The sequence below is a fragment of the Burkholderia sp. COPS genome (assembly GCF_019425585.1).
Classification (GTDB): Bacteria; Pseudomonadota; Gammaproteobacteria; order Burkholderiales; family Burkholderiaceae; genus Burkholderia; species Burkholderia cepacia.
This window is the reverse complement of the sequence record NZ_WIXR01000016.1, coordinates 41,836-63,081: the sequence shown is the minus strand read 5'-3', so window position 1 is coordinate 63,081 and position 21,246 is coordinate 41,836. Positions and strand designations below refer to the sequence as shown.

General features: G+C 66.0%; 20 protein-coding genes and 2 tRNA genes. 3 read left to right on the top strand and 19 right to left on the bottom strand.

Going from position 1 to position 21,246, the window contains the following annotated elements; translation table 11 throughout:
• Nucleotides 1-30: 30 nt before the first annotated feature.
• From FOZ70_RS15305 to uvrC, 4 genes are all read right to left on the bottom strand, one after another.
• Nucleotides 31-106, bottom strand: a tRNA-Gly gene (locus FOZ70_RS15305).
• Between the two features lie 53 nt (nt 107-159).
• Nucleotides 160-235 (bottom strand) — tRNA-Gly (locus tag FOZ70_RS15300).
• Between the two features lie 145 nt (nt 236-380).
• Nucleotides 381-968, bottom strand: a complete 588-nt coding sequence (pgsA, locus tag FOZ70_RS15295) for a CDP-diacylglycerol--glycerol-3-phosphate 3-phosphatidyltransferase (protein ID WP_059854990.1) — start codon at nt 966-968, stop codon at nt 381-383.
• Nucleotides 969-1,058: 90 nt separating this feature from the next.
• Nucleotides 1,059-3,104, bottom strand: coding sequence for an excinuclease ABC subunit UvrC (gene uvrC, locus FOZ70_RS15290; protein WP_060072814.1), 2,046 nt, complete (start codon nt 3,102-3,104; stop codon nt 1,059-1,061).
• Nucleotides 3,105-3,180: 76 nt separating this feature from the next.
• Here uvrC and earP point away from each other — a divergent pair, with 76 nt between their 5' ends.
• The 3 genes from earP to FOZ70_RS15275 all read left to right on the top strand — a co-directional run bounded on the left by earP (nt 3,181) and on the right by FOZ70_RS15275 (nt 6,706).
• On the top strand, nt 3,181-4,365 hold the full coding sequence (gene earP, locus FOZ70_RS15285; protein WP_219706196.1) for an elongation factor P maturation arginine rhamnosyltransferase EarP: 1,185 nt from the start codon (nt 3,181-3,183) through the stop codon (nt 4,363-4,365).
• Between the two features lie 128 nt (nt 4,366-4,493).
• Nucleotides 4,494-5,051, top strand: coding sequence for an elongation factor P (gene efp, locus FOZ70_RS15280; protein ID WP_011351421.1), 558 nt, complete (start codon nt 4,494-4,496; stop codon nt 5,049-5,051).
• Between the two features lie 269 nt (nt 5,052-5,320).
• Entirely contained in the window at nt 5,321-6,706 is a 1,386-nt protein-coding gene (locus FOZ70_RS15275; RefSeq protein ID WP_027788001.1) for a sigma-54 dependent transcriptional regulator, read from the top strand.
• Between the two features lie 193 nt (nt 6,707-6,899).
• On the opposite strand, the gene nagZ is transcribed toward FOZ70_RS15275, so the two are convergent.
• The 15 genes from nagZ to fabF all read right to left on the bottom strand — a co-directional run bounded on the left by nagZ (nt 6,900) and on the right by fabF (nt 21,225).
• Nucleotides 6,900-7,928, bottom strand: a complete 1,029-nt coding sequence (gene nagZ / locus FOZ70_RS15270) for a beta-N-acetylhexosaminidase (protein ID WP_219706195.1) — start codon at nt 7,926-7,928, stop codon at nt 6,900-6,902.
• 16 nt (nt 7,929-7,944) lie between these two features.
• Complete coding sequence (acpS, locus tag FOZ70_RS15265; RefSeq protein WP_021159685.1) at nt 7,945-8,373, bottom strand: holo-ACP synthase; 429 nt, start codon at nt 8,371-8,373, stop codon at nt 7,945-7,947.
• Between the two features lie 72 nt (nt 8,374-8,445).
• Complete coding sequence (gene pdxJ, locus FOZ70_RS15260) at nt 8,446-9,222, bottom strand: pyridoxine 5'-phosphate synthase (protein ID WP_219706194.1); 777 nt, start codon at nt 9,220-9,222, stop codon at nt 8,446-8,448.
• Nucleotides 9,219-10,055, bottom strand: coding sequence for a DNA repair protein RecO (recO, locus tag FOZ70_RS15255; RefSeq protein ID WP_021159687.1), 837 nt, complete (start codon nt 10,053-10,055; stop codon nt 9,219-9,221). Before recO ends, pdxJ begins: the two co-directional genes overlap by 4 nt.
• A complete protein-coding gene (era, locus tag FOZ70_RS15250; RefSeq protein ID WP_027788003.1) occupies nt 10,042-10,941 on the bottom strand; it encodes a GTPase Era in 900 nt (299 codons plus the stop codon). Before era ends, recO begins: the two co-directional genes overlap by 14 nt.
• Before the next feature lie 60 nt (nt 10,942-11,001).
• The gene (rnc, locus tag FOZ70_RS15245; RefSeq protein ID WP_059555234.1) at nt 11,002-12,240 is read right to left on the bottom strand and encodes a ribonuclease III; all 1,239 of its coding nucleotides are present in this window, start codon (nt 12,238-12,240) and stop codon (nt 11,002-11,004) included.
• Nucleotides 12,241-12,393: 153 nt separating this feature from the next.
• Nucleotides 12,394-13,287, bottom strand: a complete 894-nt coding sequence (lepB, locus tag FOZ70_RS15240; protein WP_027788005.1) for a signal peptidase I — start codon at nt 13,285-13,287, stop codon at nt 12,394-12,396.
• A 16-nt stretch (nt 13,288-13,303) separates the two neighbouring features.
• Nucleotides 13,304-15,097, bottom strand: a complete 1,794-nt coding sequence (gene lepA / locus FOZ70_RS15235; RefSeq protein WP_021159691.1) for a translation elongation factor 4 — start codon at nt 15,095-15,097, stop codon at nt 13,304-13,306.
• Nucleotides 15,098-15,296: 199 nt separating this feature from the next.
• Nucleotides 15,297-15,533 carry a glutaredoxin family protein gene (locus FOZ70_RS15230; RefSeq protein ID WP_027788006.1) on the bottom strand — a complete coding sequence of 79 codons (237 nt, stop codon included), beginning with the start codon at nt 15,531-15,533 and terminating at the stop codon, nt 15,297-15,299.
• A 7-nt stretch (nt 15,534-15,540) separates the two neighbouring features.
• The gene (locus tag FOZ70_RS15225; protein ID WP_021159693.1) at nt 15,541-17,043 is read right to left on the bottom strand and encodes a DegQ family serine endoprotease; all 1,503 of its coding nucleotides are present in this window, start codon (nt 17,041-17,043) and stop codon (nt 15,541-15,543) included.
• Nucleotides 17,044-17,059: 16 nt separating this feature from the next.
• Nucleotides 17,060-18,112: a MucB/RseB C-terminal domain-containing protein gene (locus FOZ70_RS15220; protein ID WP_021159694.1), complete on the bottom strand. Its 1,053-nt coding sequence runs from the start codon at nt 18,110-18,112 to the stop codon at nt 17,060-17,062.
• Nucleotides 18,113-18,117: 5 nt separating this feature from the next.
• On the bottom strand, nt 18,118-18,735 hold the full coding sequence (locus FOZ70_RS15215) for a sigma-E factor negative regulatory protein (protein ID WP_021159695.1): 618 nt from the start codon (nt 18,733-18,735) through the stop codon (nt 18,118-18,120).
• A gap of 86 nt (nt 18,736-18,821) precedes the next feature.
• A complete protein-coding gene (gene rpoE, locus FOZ70_RS15210) occupies nt 18,822-19,421 on the bottom strand; it encodes an RNA polymerase sigma factor RpoE (RefSeq protein ID WP_006490873.1) in 600 nt (199 codons plus the stop codon).
• 91 nt (nt 19,422-19,512) lie between these two features.
• Complete coding sequence (locus FOZ70_RS15205; RefSeq protein ID WP_219706193.1) at nt 19,513-19,980, bottom strand: hypothetical protein; 468 nt, start codon at nt 19,978-19,980, stop codon at nt 19,513-19,515.
• Between the two features lie 12 nt (nt 19,981-19,992).
• A complete protein-coding gene (gene fabF, locus FOZ70_RS15200) occupies nt 19,993-21,225 on the bottom strand; it encodes a beta-ketoacyl-ACP synthase II (protein ID WP_021159697.1) in 1,233 nt (410 codons plus the stop codon).
• Nucleotides 21,226-21,246: the final 21 nt, after the last annotated feature.

Sequence of the window (21,246 nt, the reverse complement as noted above, 5' to 3'; positions counted from 1 at the left end):
TTTGCCGTACCACACGCTGCCAGAAAAATCTGGAGCGGGAGACGAGTCTCGAACTCGCGACCTCAACCTTGGCAAGGTTGCGCTCTACCAACTGAGCTACTCCCGCATGTGTCCTGCATCTGCAGCGCTTTGCCGTGCTACACGCTGCCAGAAAAAATCTGGAGCGGGAGACGAGTCTCGAACTCGCGACCTCAACCTTGGCAAGGTTGCGCTCTACCAACTGAGCTACTCCCGCATGCTGCTGCGCTACTGCTTCCCCGTCACACACTTACTTCGTCGTGCAGCGGAGAAGCGAGATTATGTCGAAGGCACATTCGTGTGTCAAGGGCTTTTCCAGCCCTTTTTCCAAAAAACCTGCTCGACCGAACGCGTGACACGCATCACGCGCCGCCGCGCTCGCGAATTTGCGGCCACGCGAGCTTCATGTAGTACAGCATCGACCAGATCGTCAGCACCGCCGCGAGATACATCAGCCACTCGCCCCATACGCGCGTATCGATCGTGGCCATGCCGAGCGGCAGCGGCCCGTAGAACAGCAGCATCGGAATCGCGACCATCTGGCATGCGGTCTTGAACTTGCCGAGCTGATTCACCGCGACGCTCTTCGACGCGCCGATCTGAGCCATCCATTCGCGCAGCGCCGAAATCGCGATCTCGCGGCCGACGATCACGAGCGCGATCGCCGCGTCGACGCGCGAAATCTGCACGAGGATCAGCAGCGCCGCCGTCACCATCAGCTTGTCCGCGACCGGATCGAGAAAGGCGCCGAACGACGACGTCTGGTTCCACTTGCGGGCTAGAAACCCGTCGAACCAGTCGGTCAGCGCCGCGAGAATGAAGATCGCCGCCGCCGCGAGGTTGCGGTGCGCGCCGCCCATCACCGTGTCCGGCAGATAGAACACGCCGACGACGAGCGGAATCAGCACGATCCGTACCCACGTCAGGAAAATCGGGAAATTGAACGGCATGGCATGCGGGACAGTAAAGGATTCGCAATTGTGCCGTGTCGACCGGCCTGCCACAAGAACGCTGGCGAGGCAGCCGGCCGCACGGCCGCGTCAGTGAAGCTGCTTGTAGATCTGCTCGGCGAGCGCGTGCGAGATGCCCTCGACGCTCGCGAGTTCCTCGACGCTCGCGGCCACCACGCCGCGCAACCCGCCGAACCGCGCGAGCAGCCGCTGCCGGCGCTTCGCGCCCACGCCTTCGAGTTCCTCGAGCCGCGACGTCTGGCGCGCCTTCGCCCGCTTCGCGCGCATGCCGGTGATCGCGAAGCGGTGCGCCTCGTCGCGAATCTGTGCGACGAGCATCAGCGCGGCGCTCTCCTTGCCGAGTTCGAGCGGCGTGCGGCCGTCCGCGAACACGAGCGTCTCGAGGCCGACCTTGCGCCCCTCGCCCTTCGCGACGCCGACCAGCATCGACGTATCGAGGCCGAGCTCGGTGAACACCTGGCGCGCGATTTCGACCTGACCCTTGCCGCCGTCGATCAGCACGATGTTCGGCAGCAGGCTCGACGCCTCGGCCTGGCGCGTCGACTCGCCGTCGATGCCGGCCGCTTCGTCGACAGCCGCCGCCTGGGCCGCCTGCTCGACCATCTTCTCGTAGCGACGCGTGAGCACCTGCCGCATCGCCGCGTAGTCGTCACCCGGCGTGATCCCCGTGATGTTGTAGCGGCGGTACTCGCCCGACTGCATCTTGTGATGGTGGTAGACGACGCACGACGCCTGCGTCGCCTCGCCCATCGTATGGCTGATGTCGAAGCATTCGATCCGCAGCGTCGCGAGATCGTCGCATTCGTAGCTGAGCGTCTCCGCGAGCGCGCGCGTGCGCGCCTGCTGCGAGCCCTGCTCGGACAGCAGCCGCATGAGCGCGATCTGCGCATTCTGTTCGGCCATCGACAGCCACGCGCGCCGCTGCCCCTGCGGCTGCCGCACCAGCGACACCTTGTGGCCGGCCTGCTCGGACAGCAATTCGAGCAGGTCGCGGCTCGCGGGCGCATGGCTCACGACCAGCACGGGCGGCACGCGATTGCCGAGATAGTGCTGAGCGATGAACGCGTCGAGCACCTCGGCCTCGACCGACGCCGCCGCGTCGCCGCGCGCGCGGCCGGATTCTTCGGCGGGCAGGTCGGGTAATGCGTCAGCCGGTGCATCGGCAGGCGCGGCGGCCGCTTCCGCCAGTTCGGACTCGTCGCCGAGCCCGCCTTCGGCGAGCGTCAGCGCACTTTCGACGTGCGTCGGGAAATACGCCTTGTCGCCGAGATGCCGGCCGCCGCGCACCATCGCAAGGTTCACGCACACGCGCCCGCCCTGCGCGACCACCGCCAGGATGTCGACGTCGCTGTCGCTGCCGACCTCGATCGCCTGCTGGTGCAGCACCGTCGCGAGCGAGCTCATCTGGTTGCGCACGGCCGCCGCCTGCTCGAATTTCAGCTCGGACGCGAACGCGTGCATCTTCTGCTCGAGCTCCTTCATCACTTCGGACTGCCGGCCGAGCAGGAAACGCGCGGCGTTCGACACGTCGATCGCGTAATCCTCGTCGGAGATCGCGCCGACGCACGGCGCCGTGCAGCGCCCGATCTGATGCAGCAGGCACGGCCGGGTGCGGTTGTTGAAGACCGAATCCTCGCAGGTGCGCAACTGGAACACGCGCTGCAGGATCTGGATGCTCTCGCGCACGGCCCAGGCGCTCGGGAACGGCCCGAAATACTGGTTCTGCTTGTCGACCGAGCCGCGGTAATAGGCCATGCGCGGAAAGCGGTGTGCGGTGAGCTTCAGGTACGGATACGACTTGTCGTCGCGAAACAGGATGTTGTAGCGCGGCGCGAGCGCCTTGATCAGGTTGTTCTCGAGCAGCAGCGCTTCGGCCTCCGAACGCGTGACGGTCGTCTCGATGCGCGCGATGCGCGTGACCATCATCGCGATGCGCGGCGACAGCTGCGTCTTCGTGAAATAGCTCGATACGCGCTTCTTCAGGTCGCGTGCCTTGCCGACATAGAGCACGGCGCCCGTCGTGTCGTAATAGCGATAGACGCCCGGCATGTGCGGCAACTGCGCAAGGATCTTCTTCGGTTCGAACGGGGTATCGGGAGCTTCAGGGGATGTCATGCGTGATCCGGGCGCCTTGTAACGCGGAACGGGTCTATTAGAATCGCCAGTTTAGAGCATTCACCGGCCCGCTTCGATGCCACGCACCACCGCTGCCCCCCTGCCCGCCGCGCCGGGCGAACCGATCGCCTGCGACCTCTTCTGCACCGTGATCGACAATTTCGGCGACATCGGCGTCTGCTGGCGCCTCGCGCGCCAGCTCGCGCACGAGCACGGCTGGCAGGTTCGCCTGTTCATCGACGACCTGCGCACGTTCTCGCGCCTGCTGCCTGGCGTCGATCCCGACGCGGGTCGGCAGACGGTCGACACGATCGTGGTCGAACACTGGCATGCGGAAGTCGGCGACGCGCTGGAGATCGCCGATGTCGTGATCGAAGCGTTCGCGTGCGAGTTGCCCGGCGCGTATCTCGCGGCGATGGCGCGCCGCGCGCGCCGCCCCGTGTGGATCAACCTCGAATACCTGAGCGCCGAGGACTGGGTCGCCGACTTCCATCTGCGCCCGTCGCCGCATCCGCGCTACCCGCTGCTGAAGACGTTCTTCTTCCCCGGCCTGTCGGCCGGCACCGGCGGCGTCCTGAAGGAGCACGACCTCGATTCGCGCCGCACGGCCTTCGAAGCCGACGCGGCGGCGCGCGACGCATGGTGGCGGCGCGCGACCGGCGGCGCGCCGCCGGCCGCCGGCACGACGGTCATCAGCCTGTTCGCGTACGAGAATCCGGCCGTCGACGCGCTGCTCGCGCAGTGGCGCGACGGCCCGTCGCCGGTCGTCGCGCTCGTGCCGTCCGGCCGCGTGTCGCCTGCCGTCGCGCGTTTTTTCGGGGTCGAGTCTTTCGACGCGGGCACGCATGCGCACAGCGGCAACCTGACGGCACACGGGCTCGCGTTCGTCCCCCAGGCTGACTACGATCCATTGCTGTGGGCGGCCGACATCAATTTCGTGCGCGGCGAGGATTCGTTCGTCCGCGCGCAGTGGGCACGCAAGCCGTTCGTGTGGCACATCTATCCGCAGGCCGACGACGTGCACCTGCCGAAGCTCGACGCCGCGCTCGCGCACCTGTCGGCCGGCCTCGCCGACGCGCCGCGCACGGCGCTCGAGCGGTTCTGGCATGCCTGGAACGGCGCCGGCACGCCCGACTGGGCGGATTTCTGGCAGCACCGCGCCGCACTGGACGCCAACGCGGCCCGCTGGGCCGATGCGCTCGCGGCCGTCGGCGATCTCACGGGAAAGCTGGCGGAATACGCAAAATCTCAGTTAAAATAAGCGGTTATCCGACGGCCGACCACGCAAGCGCTTGCTTTTGGCGCCCACCGGAACGCGTCTGCTTGGCGCCTCACCCGTTGTGCAACGCTCAGGCACCTATTTATTTGATTTGATCAGGACAGTTTTTTATGAAAACCGCACAGGAACTCCGCGTAGGCAACGTCGTGCAGATCGGCAGCGACGCATGGGTCATCGCCAAGGCTGAATACAACAAGTCGGGCCGTAACTCCGCCGTCGTCAAGATGAAGATGAAGAACCTGCTGACGAATGCAGGCCAGGAAGCGGTCTACAAGGCTGACGACAAGTTCGACGTCGTCGTGCTCGACCGCAAGGAAGTGACGTATTCGTACTTCGCCGACCCGATGTACGTGTTCATGGACGCCGACTACAACCAGTTCGAAGTCGAAGCCGAAATGATGGGCGAAGCGCTGAACTACCTCGAAGACGGCATGGCTTGCGAAGTCGTGTTCTACAACGAGAAGGCGATCTCGGTCGAACTGCCGACGGTCCTCGTTCGTGAGATCACCTACACGGAACCGGCAGTCAAGGGCGACACGTCGTCGGGCAAGGTGCTGAAGAACGCCAAGCTCGCAACGGGCTTCGAACTGCAAGTGCCGCTGTTCTGCAACACCGGCGACAAGATCGAAATCGATACGCGCACGAACGAATACCGCAGCCGCGCGTAATCGCCAGCGATGCCCGCATCGAACAAAGCGCCCTTCGGGGCGCTTTTTGTTTGTCTTGCGCCAACAAGCGAGCGCGGGCAAGGCTCATGTAAAGCACAAAATCCACCGGTAAAGATATTCAATTTGTATCATCGGTAACTGTTTTATAGCGCCGGAGAAATAATGCTCGTTACGCGTTCAGCGGGGCATAAAATCAGTTTTTAATCTGACATGCGGCTGCGGCCCAGATGACCGACAGCCCGCCTCTCTTGACTCGACTCGCGTCCACCATGCCACACGCCCTGATTGTCGAAGACGATCCCAACAGTCTGTCCGGTCTCACCGCGCTGCTCGCCGCGGACGGCTTCTCGGTCGACACGGCCACGTCGCTCGCCGAAGCGCGCACGGCGCTCGGCCGCTCGATTCCCGATGTCGTGCTCGTCGACCTGAACCTGCCGGACGGCAGCGGGTTCGACCTGCTCCAGCACCTGCCGCAGCAACAGCCGAACGGCTCGCTGCCCGTCATCGTGCTGACGGGCAATGCGACGGTCGAGAGCGCCATCGAGGGCCTGCGTCACGGCATCTGGGACTACCTGCTGAAGCCGATCAACATTCCGCGCCTGCGCAGCCTGCTTGCGCGGATCCCCCGTCCCTACGAACTGATCGACGAAGTGCAGTCGTTGCGCGCGTCGCTGCGCCATCTCGGACGCTTCGGCGCGCTGGTCGGCCGCAGCGACGCGATGCAGCACGTGTACGACATGATCGAGCACAACGCGCGCACCGAAACGGCCGTCCTGTTCTCCGGCGAAGCCGGTACCGGCAAGAAGCTGGCCGCGCGCACGCTGCACGACCTGAGCCGGCGCCGCAAGGGGCCGTTCGTGTCGTTCGACTGCAGGACGATCGCGCAGGCCGGCCGGCACGGCGCATCGCTCGACAGCGTACTGTTCGGCCATGAGCGCGGCGCGTTCGACGGCGCCGAGCGCCGCGAATCGGGCCTGTTCGAGCAGGCCGGCGGCGGCACGCTGTTCCTCGACGAAATCACCGCGCTGCCGCTCGTGCTGCAGGAAGCGCTGCTGCATGCACTCGATTCGCAGAATTTCATGCGGATCGGCGGCACGAGTTCGATCACGAGCGATTTCCGGCTGATCGCGACCACGCGCCGTCCGGCACGCGAAGCGGTCGCGAACGGTACGCTGCGCGAGGATCTGTGGTTGCGCCTCGACGCGGCGTCGATCACGATGCCGCCGCTGCGCGAGCGCGACGGCGATGCACTCGCGATCGGCGACGCACTGATCGACGAGCTGAACCGCGAAGCGCGCGCAACCGGCCGCAGCACGACCGACAAGCGCGCGGCACCGGGCTTCGTGCGCGAATGCCTATCCTACGAATGGCCGGGCAACGTGCGCGAACTGCAGGAACGCGTGCGCTTCGCGTACGACGCATCGGGCGATTTCATCGAGACGCTGCGCGCAGGCGAGCCGAGTTTCTCGGCCGGCGCCGCGCTGAACGGCAGCAGCGTGCAGATCAAGGTCGGCACGCCGCTGTCCGACGTCGAGGATCTGCTGATCCGCGCGACGCTCGATGCGGTCGGCGGCACGCGCCACCGCGCGGCCACGCTGCTAGGCATCAGCCCGAAGACGCTGTACAACAAGCTGCAGCGGATGAAGGTGAACTGAGCGGGCGTCGATGCTTGCAGGCACTGGCGGAGTCAGACCGTTAGTTGCGCCAAGAGCATCACCGTCCCGGCCCGCTTGACTCGTGACGCTACCCGTTTCGCACTTGCAGTAACCCATGAAAAAGCCGCGCAGTTGCGCGGCTTTTTGTTTCGGCGACCGGGGAATGGCACACGTCGCGCCATCCCCTCCCCGCTCATGCCAGTGCGCTGCTCAACAACGCCTGCGCCTGCAGGTATTCGGGCTGCGCGATCAGCTTGTCCCACTTCGGTGCCTTGCCGCGCGCGCGCATCCGCTTGAGGCGTCGCGCCGACTCGTCCGTTGCCCGCGCCTTCAACCCGTTCAGCACGACCTCGGCCGCGTCCGGCTGGTTGCAGACGAGCACCATGTCGCAGCCGGCAGCGAGCGCGGCGTCGGCCGCCTGCGTGAGCGTACCGCCTTCGCGCGCCGCTTCCATCGACAGGTCGTCGCTGAAGATCGCGCCGGTGAAGCCGAGCCGCCCGCGCAGGATGTCCTGCAGCCACACGCGCGAGAAACCGGCCGGCCGTTTGTCGACCTGCGTGTAGATCACGTGCGCGGGAATCACCGCGGACAGCGACAAGCCGAGCCAGTCGTAAGGCGCGACGTCCTGCTTGAGGATTGCATCGAGCGTGCGGTCGTCGGTCGGCAGCGCGATGTGCGAGTCGGCCTCCGCGAAACCGTGCCCCGGGAAATGCTTGCCGCAGTTCGCCATCCCGGCGAGCGACAGCCCATGGTTCAGGCTCTTCGCGAGCAGCGTGACGACGCGCGCATCGCGATGGAACGCGCGATCGCCGATCACTTTCGAGTGCCCGTAATCGAGGTCGAGCACGGGGGTGAAACTCATGTCGATCCCGCATGCGCGCAATTCCGCGGCCAGGATATAGCCGACGGCCGTCGCGACCTTCGTCGCGAGCAGCACGTCGCGATCCCACAGCTCGCCGAGGCGCCGCATCGCGGGCAGCACGGTGAAGCCGTCGGTGCGGAAACGCTGCACGCGCCCGCCTTCGTGATCGACGGCGATCAGGATGTCTTCGCGCACCGCGCGGATCGAGTCGGTCAGCGCGGTCAGTTGCGCACGGTTCTGGAAGTGCCGCGCGAACAGGATCACGCCGCCGGTATTCGGATGCGCGAGGCGCCGCGCATCGTCGCGCGACAGGGCCGTGCCGACGACGTCGAGCATGACCGGGCCGGGAGTCGTTTTCATCGAATCGGGAATTCCGTCAGGAGGAGGTTCGGGAAACAGGGGCAGGCGCGGCGTCCGTCTCGGCGATCACGAACGACACCGCGTAGTCGCGCTCGTCGCTGACCGTCACGCGCGCCGTGATGCCGCGGGCGGCAAGCCAGTCGGCCAGCTCGCCCGACGCGACCACGTACGGCTCGCCGCTCGGGTGGTTGAGGGTCTGCAGCGCACGCCACGTCATCGGCCAGTGCATGCCGAGCCCGATCGCCTTCGAGAACGCTTCCTTCGCGGAAAAGCGCGTCGCGAGGAACGCGATGCCGCGCGCCTCGGAGCGGGCGCGGCGCGCATGGAACACGCGCAGCTCGTCGGGGCCCAGCACCTTCTCGGCAAACCGGCCGCCCGTGCGTTCGAGCACGGCCGCGACGCGGCTCACCTGCGCGATGTCGGTACCGATGCCGTAGATCGCCATGTCAGTACGCGCCGGTGTGGCCCGGCTGAGCCGGGTCAGGCATGACGTGCGATGCGCAGCGGCCTTTCATCTTCACCGCGCGCCGCCATGCAGCGCGGCAACGCGTGCGGCGACCATGATCGCCTTCATTTCGCGCACCGCGTTGTCCCAGCCCGCGAAAATCGCGTGCGCGACGATCGCATGGCCGATGTTCAGCTCGACGATGCCGTCGATCGCGGCGATCTGCTGCACGTTCGTGTAGTGCAGCCCGTGACCGGCATTGACCTTCAGGCCGAGCTGCGCACCAGCCTGTACGCCCGCGACGATGCGCTCGTATTCGCGCTGCTGCGCGGCTTCGTCGTGCGCTTCGGCATAACGGCCCGTATGCAGCTCGATCACCGGCGCGCCTGCTTCGTGCGCGGCACGGATCTGCGTCTCGTCCGGGTCGATGAACAGCGACATGCGCACGCCCACGTCGGCAAGCTGCTTGCACGCCGCACGCACGGCCTCGAAGCGGCCGGCGACATCGAGACCGCCTTCGGTCGTCAGTTCCTCGCGCTTCTCGGGCACGAGGCACGCGTCGTGAGGGCGCACTTCGCAGGCGATATCGAGCATCTCGGCCGTCACCGCGCATTCGAGATTCATGCGCGTCTTCAGCAGCGGGCGCAGCTTGCGCACATCCGCATCGACGATGTGGCGGCGATCCTCGCGCAGATGCAGCGTGATCGCGTCGGCGCCGGCTTCCTCGGCGGCGAGCGCCGCGCGGATCGGATCGGGATAGGTCGTGCCGCGCGCATTGCGCAGCGTCGCGACGTGGTCGATGTTCACGCCGAGGTCGATGGCGGTGGGCGTTGTCAGGAAGAAGCTCATAGGTTTTGCAGGTCGATCAGGATCTGACGCGTGGCAAGCGGCGTACCGCCGAGATAGGTGTTCAGCAGGAAGCGCATCAGCGTCTTGCTTTGCGCAACCGTCTGGGCTCGATGGTAATCGTCCTGCTCCATGTCGAGCAACGTCTGCCCGGAAATGACCGGCCAGTGCGACGGAACTTCGTCGTCCGCGTTGCGCACGCCCCGCTCGGGATCGAACACGTAGCGGCGGTCAGGCTCGACCGCGCGGCGCGCGACCGTGCGGTTCAGCGCCATCGCGTAGCCGGTCTCGCGCAACAGCACGCGCTCGAACGAGCGCAGTACCTGCACCGCGGGCTCGCCGTGGGCGAGGCGCGTGAGGGTCAGCACGTAGTGGTTGAAGAGCGGCGGCTGGGGATCCTCGCGCGCGCAGAATTTCACGAGCAGCTCGTTCGCGTAGAAACCGCACAGCAGCCCGTCGCCGCCGAGCGGCAGCATCCCGCCGACCCACTCGGCGCCCGTCAGCGTGCGCACCTCGGATTTGCCCGACCACGACAGCAGCAGCGGCTGGAAAGTCTGCAGTACACCGCGCAGCGCGGAGTGCGGGCGCTTCGCGCCCTTCGCGACGAGCGCGAGCCGGCCGTGATCGCGCGTCAGCACGTCGACGATCAGGCTCGTTTCTCGATACGGGTAACTGTGCAGCACGAACGCCGGCTGCTCGGCGACGCGGAAATCGGACGTGCGAGACGTCGCGCGCCGCGCCTTGCGCGGCGGTTCGGGCGGTGCCGGCAACGGCGCGTCGTTCGCGCCGGCCGTCACCGCGTCTTCGGTCGACGTCAGTGCGTCATTCGTACCCATAGGCACGCAGCCCCGCCTCGTTGTCGGCCCAGCCGCTCTTCACCTTCACGAAGGTCTCGAGGTACACGGGGCCGTCGAACAGCTTCTCCATGTCCATCCGCGCCTCGGTGCTGATCTGCTTGAGCTTCTCTCCCTTCTTGCCGATCACCATCGCCTTGTGCGAATCGCGCTCGACGAGGATCGTCGCGAAGATGCGCTTCAGGCGCCCTTCCTCCTCGAACTTGTCGATCAGCACGGTGCTCGTGTACGGCAGTTCATCGCCGGTCCAGCGGAACACCTTCTCGCGCAGGATTTCGGCGGCGAGGAAACGCGAGCTGCGGTCGGTCAGTTCGTCCTCGCCATAGATCGGCTCGCCTTCCGGCAGGTACGGCTTGATCGTGTCCAGCAGGCGCTTGATGTCTTCCGGACGCTGCGCCGACAGCGGCACGAGCTCGGTGAATTCGCGCAGCGTGCTCATCTGCTGCATGAACGGGAACAGCGACGCCTTGTCGGTCACGCGGTCGATCTTGTTCGCGATCAGCAGCGTCGGCATGCCGGGCGGGATCAGGTCGAGCACCTTCTGGTCGTCGGGCCCGAAACGGCCGGCCTCGATCACGAACAGGATCACGTCGACCGACGTCAGCGTCGACGTGACCGCGCGGTTCAGCGAACGGTTCAGCGCGGTGCTGTGACGGGTCTGGAAACCCGGCGTGTCGACGAACACGAATTGCGCGTCGTCGAACGTGTTGATGCCGGTGATGCGGTGGCGAGTCGTCTGCGCCTTGCGCGACGTGATGCTGATCTTCTGGCCGACGAGTGCGTTCATCAACGTCGACTTGCCGACGTTCGGGCGGCCCACGATCGCGATCATGCCGCAACGGAAACCGGTAGGAGCGGGAGTGTTCATATCGTTTGGGAGACAGGTTCGGAAACGGCCGCGCGACGCGCGGCACGATCGATGGGCAATTCAGTGGTCGGCATCGGCCACGCGCGCCTGCGCGGCAGCGAGGCTCACGCCGCCCGGCGGCGTCTCGGAATCCGGTGCCGCCGTATCGCGCGTGCGCGCCGCCGTGCGCGAAGCGGAGTCGGTACCGGCGGAAGTCTTGTCGGCGGACGCGGGGGCCGAGTCGGCGGCCTGGGCAGCCGGCTTGTCGGCTCCGCGTGCGGCGGGCACGGCTTCGGCGGGTTTCTCTGCGGCCTTGTCGGGTCGCTCGGCCGGCTTCTCTGCCGGCTTTTCGGCAGCCTTGTCGACCGCCGGCTTCGCCGCCCGTTCACCCTTCTCGGCGGCTGCGTCGACATGCGCCGCGCGAATCGCGGCCATCGGCGCCGCGGCCGGCTCATTACCGGTCGCCGCGGTTGCCGCGGGAGCCGCACCGGCCGCCCTCGCCTCGCGCGCCGCCGCGCGTTCCTTGCGCTCCGGCGAGCGCAGGTCGAGCGCTTCCTGCACACCCTTCACGCCCGGCACGATTTCGGGTTCGACATGCTTCGACCCGCGCGCGTTTTTCGAGCGCTTCGGCTTGGCGGCCAGCATCGGCGCGGCCGCCATCACCTCGTCGAGCGCCTTCTTCGCGGCGGCCTGCTCGGCCGCGCGCCGGCTCGCACCGGAGCCCGACACCTTCACGTCGAGCTTCGGCACCGTGCATTCGACTTCGAATTGCTGATTGTGCGCCGCACCATGCGTGGCGACCACCGTGTAAGTCGGCAGCGCGATCTTGTGCCCCTGCAGGTATTCCTGCAGCAGCGTCTTCGCGTCCTTGCCGAGCGTGCGCGGATCGATGTGGTCGAGAATCGGGATATAGAGGCGCTTGATGACCCCTTGGGCGGCTTCGAAGCCGCCATCGAGGAACACGGCCCCGATGATGGCTTCGAACGCGTCCGCGAGGATCGACGGGCGGCGGAACCCGCCGCTGCGCAGCTCGCCCTCGCCGAGCCGCAGCCCGTCCGAGATATTCAGGGCCTGAGCAATTTCGTACAGCGACTGCTGTTTGACGAGGTTGGCGCGTACGCGCGACAGGTCGCCTTCGTCCAGCTTGCTGAAACGCTGGAACAAAAGGGCAGCCACCGCGCAATTCAGAACGGAATCGCCGAGAAACTCGAGCCGTTCGTTGTGCGTGGCACTGTGACTGCGATGGGTCAAAGCCTGGCGCAACAATTCCGCATTGCGAAATTCGTAGCGCAGCCGGCTTTCCAACTGGGATAAGGGCATGTGCAGGAGTATAACGCGGGCGCCGGTCGGGCCGAAACGGCACGGCCGGACGCGAAAAGGCGTGACGAGGCGGTGTTACCGCCGGTTCTTAAAGTAGTTCGGCAATACGCGACGCGGCCCGTGCGTTGCGTATTGCGAGTGACCCGGATGCGATCAGTTGAAGGAACCGATGCGCTTGAGGTCGCTGAAGTTCATCCAGATGAAGAACGCGCGGCCGACGATGTTCTGGTCCGGCACGAAACCCCAGTAGCGGCTGTCCGCACTGTTGTCGCGGTTGTCGCCCATCATGAAGTAGTGACCGGGCGGCACCTTGCAGATCACGCCGCGGCTGTTGTACGTGCAGTTGTCGCGAAACGGATAGTCGTATGCGCCCATCACGAACGGCGGCACGGCCGGGTTGTTGAGGATCGCGTTCTTCTTGTTGCCGATCGTTTCCTCGAACTGCTTCGCGTAATTCTGGCGCTCGTCGTCGAAGAAATCGGGCAGCGGCGTTTCGGGCACCGGCTGGCCGTTGATCGTGAGCTGCTTGTCCTGGTATGCGACGGTATCGCCCGGCAGGCCGATCACGCGCTTGATGTAGTCGACCGACTCGTCCTTCGGATAGCGGAACACGACGACGTCGCCGCGCGACAGCGGGCTGCCCTGCGTGATCTTCGTGTTCGTCACCGGCAGGCGCAGCCCGTATTCGAACTTGTTGACGAGGATGAAGTCGCCGACGAGCAGCGTCGGCACCATCGAGCCCGACGGAATCTTGAACGGCTCGACGACGAACGAACGCACGACGAACACCGCCAGGATCACCGGGAAGAAGCTCGCGGTGTACTCGAGCCACCACGGCTGGCGCAGCTTTTCGTCGCGCAGCTTCGAACGCGTCTGCACCGCGTTTTCATCCGCGAAACGCTTGTCGATGCGCGACTGCTGGCGATCGAACTCCTCGATCGCCGAGTCGGCCGCCTTGCGTCGCTGCGGCAGGAACACCAGTTTGTCCAGCACCCACGCTACGCCCGTCAAGATGACGAGCACAAAAAGAATCAGCGCAAAATTCATAAAAGGAACAGTCCTGTTATTTGTCTTCGACGCGCAAGATCGCAAGGAACGCTTCCTGCGGGATCTCGACCGAACCCACCTGCTTCATCCGTTTCTTGCCTTCCTTCTGCTTTTCGAGCAGTTTCTTCTTTCGCGTGATGTCGCCGCCGTAGCACTTCGCAAGCACGTTCTTGCGCAGCGCCTTGATGTTCTCGCGCGCGACGATGTGCGCGCCGATCGCGGCCTGGATCGCCACGTCGTACATCTGGCGCGGGATGATCTCGCGCATCTTCGCGGCCACTTCGCGACCGCGGTATTGCGACTGCGAGCGGTGCACGATGATCGACAGCGCATCGACCTTGTCGCCGTTGATCAGCATGTCGACCTTCACGACGTCCGACGAACGGTATTCCTTGAACTCGTAGTCCATCGACGCGTAGCCGCGCGACACCGACTTCAGGCGATCGAAGAAGTCGAGCACGATCTCGGCCATCGGGATCTCGTACGTAAGCTGCACCTGGCGCCCGTGATACTGCATGTTGATCTGCGAGCCGCGCTTCTGCTCGCACAGCGTGATCACCGAGCCCACGTAGTCCTGCGGCATGTACAGGTTCACGGTGACGATCGGCTCGCGCACCTCGGCAATGCGGCCGGGCTCCGGCATCTTCGCCGGGTTCTCGACCATGATCGTCGAGCCGTCGCTCTGCACGACCTCGTAGACGACCGTCGGTGCGGTCGTGATGAGATCCATGTCGAACTCGCGCTCGAGCCGCTCCTGCACGATTTCCATGTGCAGCAGCCCGAGGAAACCGCAGCGGAAACCGAAACCGAGCGCCTGCGACACTTCCGGCTCGTACTGCAGCGACGCGTCGTTCAGCTTCAGCTTCTCGAGCGATTCGCGCAGCGCGTCGTATTGGTTCGCTTCAACCGGATACAGCCCCGCGAACACCTGCGGCTTCACTTCCTTGAAGCCCGGCAGCGGCTCGGCGGCAGCCTTGGTCGCATGCGTGACGGTATCGCCGACCTTCGCGGCCGTCAGTTCCTTGATGCCGGCGATGATGAAGCCGACCTGCCCGGCCGACAGCGATTCGAGATTGCGCGATTTCGGCGTGAACACGCCGACGTGCTCGACCGGATACTGCGCGCCGGTCGCCATCATCTTGATCTTGTCCTTCGGACGCAGCGTGCCGTTGACGATGCGCACCAGCATCACGACACCGACGTAGTTGTCGAACCACGAGTCGATGATCAGCGCCTGCAGCGGCGCGGCCGGATCGCCCTTCGGCGGCGGCACCTTCGCGATCAGCGCTTCGAGGACGTCCTCGACGCCGAGCCCCGTCTTCGCGCTGCAGCGCGTCGCGTCGGTCGCGTCGATGCCGATCACGTCCTCGATCTCCTCGATCGCGTTCTCGGGGTTCGCGGCCGGCAGGTCGATCTTGTTCAGCACGGGAACGACCTCGACGCCGAGCTCGATCGCCGTATAGCAGTTCGCGACCGTCTGCGCCTCGACGCCCTGGCTCGCATCGACGACCAGCAGCGCGCCTTCGCACGCGGACAGCGAACGGCTGACTTCGTACGAGAAGTCGACGTGCCCCGGCGTGTCGATCAGGTTCAGGTTGTAGACCTTGCCGTCGCGCGCGCGATAGGACAGCGCGGCTGTCTGCGCCTTGATCGTGATGCCGCGCTCGCGCTCGATATCCATCGAGTCGAGCACCTGCGCTTCCATTTCACGGTCGGCGAGGCCGCCGCATACCTGGATGATGCGATCCGCGAGCGTCGACTTGCCATGGTCGATGTGCGCGATGATCGAGAAATTGCGAATATGATCCATTCAGTGCCGATCAAGCGAAAAAGGCGCGCTCGACGACCGCTGAGCACGCCTTGTGTAAGTCGGTGAAAAAACGGCTTATTTTAGCCGAAAAGGCCTTCGCCGGGCGGTATTTCCAACGCCGGCCCGCGCGGCACCCTGCCGGGGCCGCCCGCCGGGCATAGCCCGGTACCAGGCGCCGCCGCAAGGCAGCAGCCCGACCTCAGCGCCGGGCCGCGAGCGCGTCGTGCACCTTCGCGGCGTCGAACCGGTGGCGGCACACTTCCGCACCGTCCAGCAACAGCACGGGCACGTCCTCGTCGTAGCGGGCGACGAGTGCCGCATCGGTATCGATGTCGATGTAATCGACCGCAACGCCGAATTCGGCCGCCACCGGCGCCAGTGCGTCGCGCATGTCGTCGCACAGGTGGCACCAGCCGCGGCCGTAGAGCGTGAACATCGGCGCGTTATTTCTGGCGCGGCCGCACGGGCACGAACTGCGTGTTGTCGCCGCGCCGCACGAGTACCGCGACCGCCTTCTGCGGATCGAGCTGCGCGGTCACTTCGGCGAACTGCTTCGCGTTCGTGATGTCGGTGTCGCCGACACGCAGCACGATGTCGCCGCGCTGCAGGCCCGCACGGGCGGCCGGGCCGTCGACGCCGTCGATCTGCACGCCGTTCTTCAGCTTCAGCGTCTTCATCTGCTCCGCCGTCAGGTCGCTGACCGTCAGACCGAGCGAGTTGGCCTGGCGCGGCTTCTGCGGCGCGTTCTTGCGCTGCTCGGCCTTCGCCGTCGATTCGGCCGGGGTTTCCGCGATCGTGATCGGCAGATCGCGTGCCTGACCCTTGCGCCACACGCTGACCGTCGCCTTCGTGCCCGGCTTCGTGTCGCCGACCATGCGCGGCAGATCCGACGCCGTGTCGACCGAACGGCCATTGAACTTCAGGATAATGTCGCCCGGCTGGATGCCCGCCTTGTCGGCCGGCCCGCCCGGCTCGACGCTGCTGACGAGCGCGCCCTCCGCCTTCGGCAGCCCGATCGAATCGGCCACGTCCTTCGTCACTTCGCCGATCGCCACCGCGATCCGGCCGCGCGTGACCTTGCCCGTCGCCTTCAGCTGGTCGGCCACGCGCATCGCCTCGTCGATCGGAATCGCAAACGAGATGCCCATGAAGCCGCCGGTACGGCTGTAGATCTGCGAGTTGATGCCGATCACCTCGCCCTGCATGTTGATCAGCGGGCCGCCCGAGTTGCCGGGGTTCACGGCGACGTCGGTCTGGATGAACGGCAGGTAGTCGCCCGTGTTGCGGCTCTTCGAGCTGACGATGCCGGCCGTCACCGTGTTGTCGAGGCCGAACGGCGAACCGATCGCGACGACCCACTCGCCGACACGCACCTTGTTCGAATCGCCGATCGCGACGACCGGCAGGTTCGACGCCTGGATCTTGACGACCGCGACGTCCGTGCGATCGTCGACGCCGATCAGCTTCGCCTTGAATTCGCGCTTGTCGGTCAGCGTCACGTAGATGGTGTCCGCATCGTCGACGACGTGCGCATTGGTCATCACGTAACCGTCGGCCGACACGATGAAACCCGAACCGACGCCGCGATTCTGTTCGGTGTCGGGGGGATTGTCCGGCGCCGGCGCGTTCTTCGGGTTGCCGCCGCCATTGCCGCCACCGTTGCCGGGCGCCTGCGGCAGCGGAATGCCGAAGAAGCGCCGGAAGAATTCCGACATGTCGCCGTTGTCGAAGCCCGGCGGGAGCATCCCGCGCGGGCCGCTGCTCGTCGGCACGTTGGCGGTGGTCCGGATGTTCACGACGGCCGGCCCGACCTTTTCGACCAGATCGGCGAAGTCGGGCAGGCTGGCAGCGGGAGCCGTCACCGCGACCGCGGTATGTGGCACGAGCGGCAGGCAGGCAGACAGCGCCGCCGCCGCGAGCCATTTGCGCAGCGTGAGTTTCATCATGTCGGAAGCCGTAGCGTTACTTGGAAGCCTTGTATTCTATGGCAGACGCGAACTGCTGCAACGTCGCCGGCGGCACTTCGCCGAGCACGGTGATCCAGTAGTCGCCGCGGCGCTTCACGAGAACGTTCGTTGCACCGGTGCTGCCCGCGCCTTCCTTGCGCGTATTCTTTTCGGCCGGCTCGATGAAAACCGAGATCGTCGCGAGACCGTCGGTGAAGACGGCCTGATCGACCGGAATCGGCGGCTCACCCGCGTCGCGCGCGGCCATCGGCCGGCGCACTTCGCGAATCTTCTGGAAACCGGCAACACTCGGTGCGAGTTGCCAGCCCTGCGCTTCCATGTCGACCGTCGCGACCGGCGGGCGTACGACCGTCCAGCCGCTCAGGTTGCGCATGCCGGCCGCGATCGCGGCCTTGTCTCCGCTTGCGCCGCCCGTCTGCAATTGCGAGAAAGCGATCTGCTCGAGCACATGATCGTTCGCATCGAGCGTCTGCGAACGCAGCAGCAGCCCCGTGCGCGCGTCGGCCCACAGCTTGTACGTGAAGCGGTATGCGTCCTTCGGCACGAGCTCGACGACCTGCGCGTCGATCCCCGCGACACGATCCTTGCCGAGCGACTTCGCGTCGTAGACGGACATCACGTGCTCGCCGCTCGCGCCGAGCAGCGCGGGGAACGAGTCGCGCGTCTGACGGCGCTCGACCACGCACAGCTTGCGCTCGGGTACGAACGTGTACAGCTCGTCGTTGTGGCGCAGCAGTTTGCGCGGCTTGCCGTCGAGCGTCTCGATGCGCTCGAACTCGCCGTCGCGGGACGCGACGTGCGCAATGCGCGACGACTGCACATACCCGCCGCGCTGATAGACGAACGTGCCTTCGTAGCTCTGCTGCTGCGCCGCTTGCTGGACGCGGTCGAGCCAGTCCGCGGCACCCTTGCGGGTCGCGACGGGATCGTCCGGTTGCTGGGCGCTGGCAGGAAGGGATTGAACGGACAACAGGGCGGCTGCGCAAAGCAGGAGGGCCGGCAGCCGCTTCCATCCGGAGATGGCTTGATTCAACTGCAATGTCCGCATCGGGTTTATTGGCCTGGCGTGGTGGTCACGGCAGCGCGGATCAGCGGCATCGAACCCGTGACGACGGGCTGCTGCGCGAATTGCTGATGCGCTTCAAGGTATTGGTCGAGGCTGGCGTCGCGGATGATGTTGACGTCCTGCAGCCCCGGCTGGGTCGATGCCTGCGCAACCGTCACGCGCTGCAGGTTGCCGCCTTGCGGCGCACCGGCCGACGCGACCTGGACGGCGCCCGGGGCACCGGCCGTCTGCATTTGCGGGACGACGATCCACGTCAGCGTGGCCGCCGCGGCGGCAACCGCGAACGCGGGCACGACGCGCCGGCGCAGCGACAGCAGCTTGCGCGCGACCGGCGCGGCCGCCGGCGCGAGCAGGTGCGGCTCGCTTTCGAGCGCAGCCGACATGCGCGCGGTGAACGCGACGCTCAGCGCGGGCGACAGCGCCAGTTCGTCCGAGCGCAGCGCATCGCCGATCAGGTGGTAATGGGCCCACGCAGCGCGATCCGCGCGGTTGAGCTCAGCCAGAAACTGCCCGTTGTCCGGGCCATCGAACATTTCGCCGTCGACCAGCGCGGAAAGGCGCTCGCCGCGCGAGCACGCTTGCGACTGCGTATTGACCGACCCCATGATGCTCCCCATCTTGCACACCCCGTCGTGACTTCACGACTCTAACCGTAACTAGACCCCGACCCGCGTCGCTCCGCCTGTCGCGCTTACCAGCGCTTGCCTTCGGGCGTATCGAGCAGCGGACGCAATTTGGCAGCGATTGCCTCGCGTGCACGGAAGATCCGCGACCGGACCGTCCCGATCGGACAGCCCATCATTTCCGCGATCTCTTCGTAGCTCAGGCCCTCGATCTCGCGCAGCGTAATTGCCTGGCGCAGTTCCTCGGGCAGCAGAGCCATGGCAGCGTTGACCGTCTCGGCAATCTGCTTGCTCATCAACATCGACTCAGGCGTGTTGATATCCCTTAGTTGGTCTGCGTCGGAGAAAGTTTCCGCTTCCTCCGCATCGGCCTCGGTCGAGGTCGGCGCCCGGCGGCCTTGCGTCGCAAGGTAGTTCTTCGCCGTGTTGACGGCAATTCGGTACAACCACGTATAGAACGCCGATTCGCCACGGAATTGCGGCAGCGCACGATACGCCTTGATGAACGCGTCCTGGGCCACATCCTCGACCTCGGCGGGATCACGCACGAGGCGCGAGATCAGCCGAATGATCTTGCGGTGGTATTTGGAGACCAGGAGTTCGAACGCCGCCTTGTCGCCCTTCTGTACGCGTTCGACCAGAGCCTGATCGATTTCTTTTTCACTCACCTGACAAATCCGTTAACTAGGGATGCAACGCGGAGCGTCATTGTAACGTTCCCGCGCCGGACGCTGGTTACGGTACGTAACCGCGCCGCCGTCATGCCCGCCCCGCCGCGCCCGCCGTCTTCGCCAGCACGGAAAGCGCGCTGAACGATGCGGCATCGAGCGCATCGGCCGGAATCAGCAGCGGCCGGGCTCGCCGAGCACCCTGCCCGCCGACCGACAGCACCAGCAGCAGGCTGCTCCAGTGCGCATGCCCCGTCACGCGGCCACGGGCCAGCAGGCGCCCGGTGCGGCCGAACGCCGCGATTTCCCCGAACGCGTCGATCCGCAGCTCGGCCGGCAGCCGGCGGGCACAGGCCCGTGCGGCGCATACGGCCAGCAGCGCGGCCGTCACGGCCGACACGCATGCGCCCGCGGCAGCGCCCGCACGCGGCGCCCAGAACAGGTAGGCCGACGCGGCAGCCGACGCGACGAACGCGGCCAGCACGACATATGACACGGCCGAGGCCCGCAACGCAAAGCGCTGCGGACGCCCGGCCGGCGCATCGAATGGACTCGTCAAGTGACTGCGGCGTCAGACGCGCTTGAACACCAGCGTGCCGTTGGTACCGCCGAAGCCGAAGTTGTTCTTCACGGCCACGTCGATCTTCATGTCACGTGCGGTGTTCGCGCAGTAATCGAGATCGCACTCGGGGTCCTGGTTGAAGATGTTGATGGTCGGCGGCGACACGTTGTTGTGCAGCGCGAGCACCGTGAACACCGACTCGAGGCCGCCCGCGCCGCCCAGCAGGTGGCCCGTCATCGACTTCGTCGAGTTCACGACGATCTTGTAAGCGTGCTCGCCGAAGGCCGCCTTCACCGCGTCGGACTCGTTCTTGTCGCCCAGCGGCGTCGACGTGCCATGCGCGTTCAGGTACTGGACCTCGTCCGCGTTCACGCCGGCGTCGCGCAGTGCCGCGACCATGCAGCGGCGCGGGCCGTCCATGTTCGGCGCGGTCATGTGGTACGCATCGCCCGTCATGCCGAAACCCGAGACTTCCGCGTAGATCTTCGCACCGCGTGCCTTCGCCGCTTCGTATTCCTCGAGCACCATCACGCCCGCACCTTCGCCCAGCACGAAGCCGTCGCGGTCCTTGTCCCACGGTCGGGACGCGGTGGCCGGATCGTCGTTGCGGGTCGACAGCGCGCGCGCTGCCGCGAAACCGCCGATGCCGAGCGGCGACACCGTCGATTCGGCGCCGCCCGCGACCATCACGTCGGCGTCGCCGGCCTGGATCAGGCGCGCCGCGAGGCCGATGCTGTGCAGGCCGGTCGTGCAGGCCGTGACGGCCGCGAGGTTCGGGCCCTTCAGGCCGAACATGATGCTCAGGTGACCCGAGATCATGTTGATGATCGAACCCGGCACGAAGAACGGCGAAATCCGGCGCGCGCCGCGATCGACGTAGGTCTGGTGCGTATCTTCGATCATCGGCAGGCCGCCGATGCCGGAACCGACCAGCACGCCGATGCGCTCCGCATTGGTTTCGTTCACTTCCAGCCCGCTGTCCTTGATGGCCTGGACACCGGCGGCGATGCCGTAATGGATGAACGTATCCATGTTCCGGGCTTCCTTCGCCGGGATGTACTCCTCGGCGCTGAACCCCTTCACTTCGCCCGCGAAATGGACGGCGAGGTTCGACGGGTCGAACTTCGTGACGGTGGCAATGCCGGACTTGCCGGCGACGAGATTGGCCCAGCCGTCGGCAACATTATTGCCAACAGGCGAAATCAGCCCCAGGCCTGTAACAACAACACGACGGCGGCTCACGGTAACCTCTTTTCCATTATT

Bases quoted from the DNA above. Each gene is read 5' to 3' on its own strand.
- efp (WP_011351421.1), top strand. From the start codon at position 4,494: ATGAAAACCGCACAGGAACTCCGCGTAGGCAACGTCGTGCAGATCGGC.
- earP (WP_219706196.1), top strand. From the start codon at position 3,181: ATGCCACGCACCACCGCTGCCCCCCTGCCCGCCGCGCCGGGCGAACCG.
- era (WP_027788003.1), bottom strand. From the start codon at position 10,941: ATGAACACTCCCGCTCCTACCGGTTTCCGTTGCGGCATGATCGCGATC.
- lepB (WP_027788005.1), bottom strand. From the start codon at position 13,287: ATGAATTTTGCGCTGATTCTTTTTGTGCTCGTCATCTTGACGGGCGTA.
- FOZ70_RS15225 (WP_021159693.1), bottom strand. From the start codon at position 17,043: ATGATGAAACTCACGCTGCGCAAATGGCTCGCGGCGGCGGCGCTGTCT.
- pdxJ (WP_219706194.1), bottom strand. From the start codon at position 9,222: ATGAGCTTCTTCCTGACAACGCCCACCGCCATCGACCTCGGCGTGAAC.
- acpS (WP_021159685.1), bottom strand. From the start codon at position 8,373: ATGGCGATCTACGGCATCGGTACCGACATCGCGCAGGTGAGCCGCGTC.
- FOZ70_RS15215 (WP_021159695.1), bottom strand. From the start codon at position 18,735: ATGGGGTCGGTCAATACGCAGTCGCAAGCGTGCTCGCGCGGCGAGCGC.
- pgsA (WP_059854990.1), bottom strand. From the start codon at position 968: ATGCCGTTCAATTTCCCGATTTTCCTGACGTGGGTACGGATCGTGCTG.
- FOZ70_RS15220 (WP_021159694.1), bottom strand. From the start codon at position 18,112: ATGCGGACATTGCAGTTGAATCAAGCCATCTCCGGATGGAAGCGGCTG.
- rnc (WP_059555234.1), bottom strand. From the start codon at position 12,240: ATGCCCTTATCCCAGTTGGAAAGCCGGCTGCGCTACGAATTTCGCAAT.
- FOZ70_RS15230 (WP_027788006.1), bottom strand. From the start codon at position 15,533: ATGTTCACGCTCTACGGCCGCGGCTGGTGCCACCTGTGCGACGACATG.
- recO (WP_021159687.1), bottom strand. From the start codon at position 10,055: ATGGGTACGAATGACGCACTGACGTCGACCGAAGACGCGGTGACGGCC.
- FOZ70_RS15275 (WP_027788001.1), top strand. From the start codon at position 5,321: ATGCCACACGCCCTGATTGTCGAAGACGATCCCAACAGTCTGTCCGGT.
- lepA (WP_021159691.1), bottom strand. From the start codon at position 15,097: ATGGATCATATTCGCAATTTCTCGATCATCGCGCACATCGACCATGGC.
- uvrC (WP_060072814.1), bottom strand. From the start codon at position 3,104: ATGACATCCCCTGAAGCTCCCGATACCCCGTTCGAACCGAAGAAGATC.
- nagZ (WP_219706195.1), bottom strand. From the start codon at position 7,928: ATGAAAACGACTCCCGGCCCGGTCATGCTCGACGTCGTCGGCACGGCC.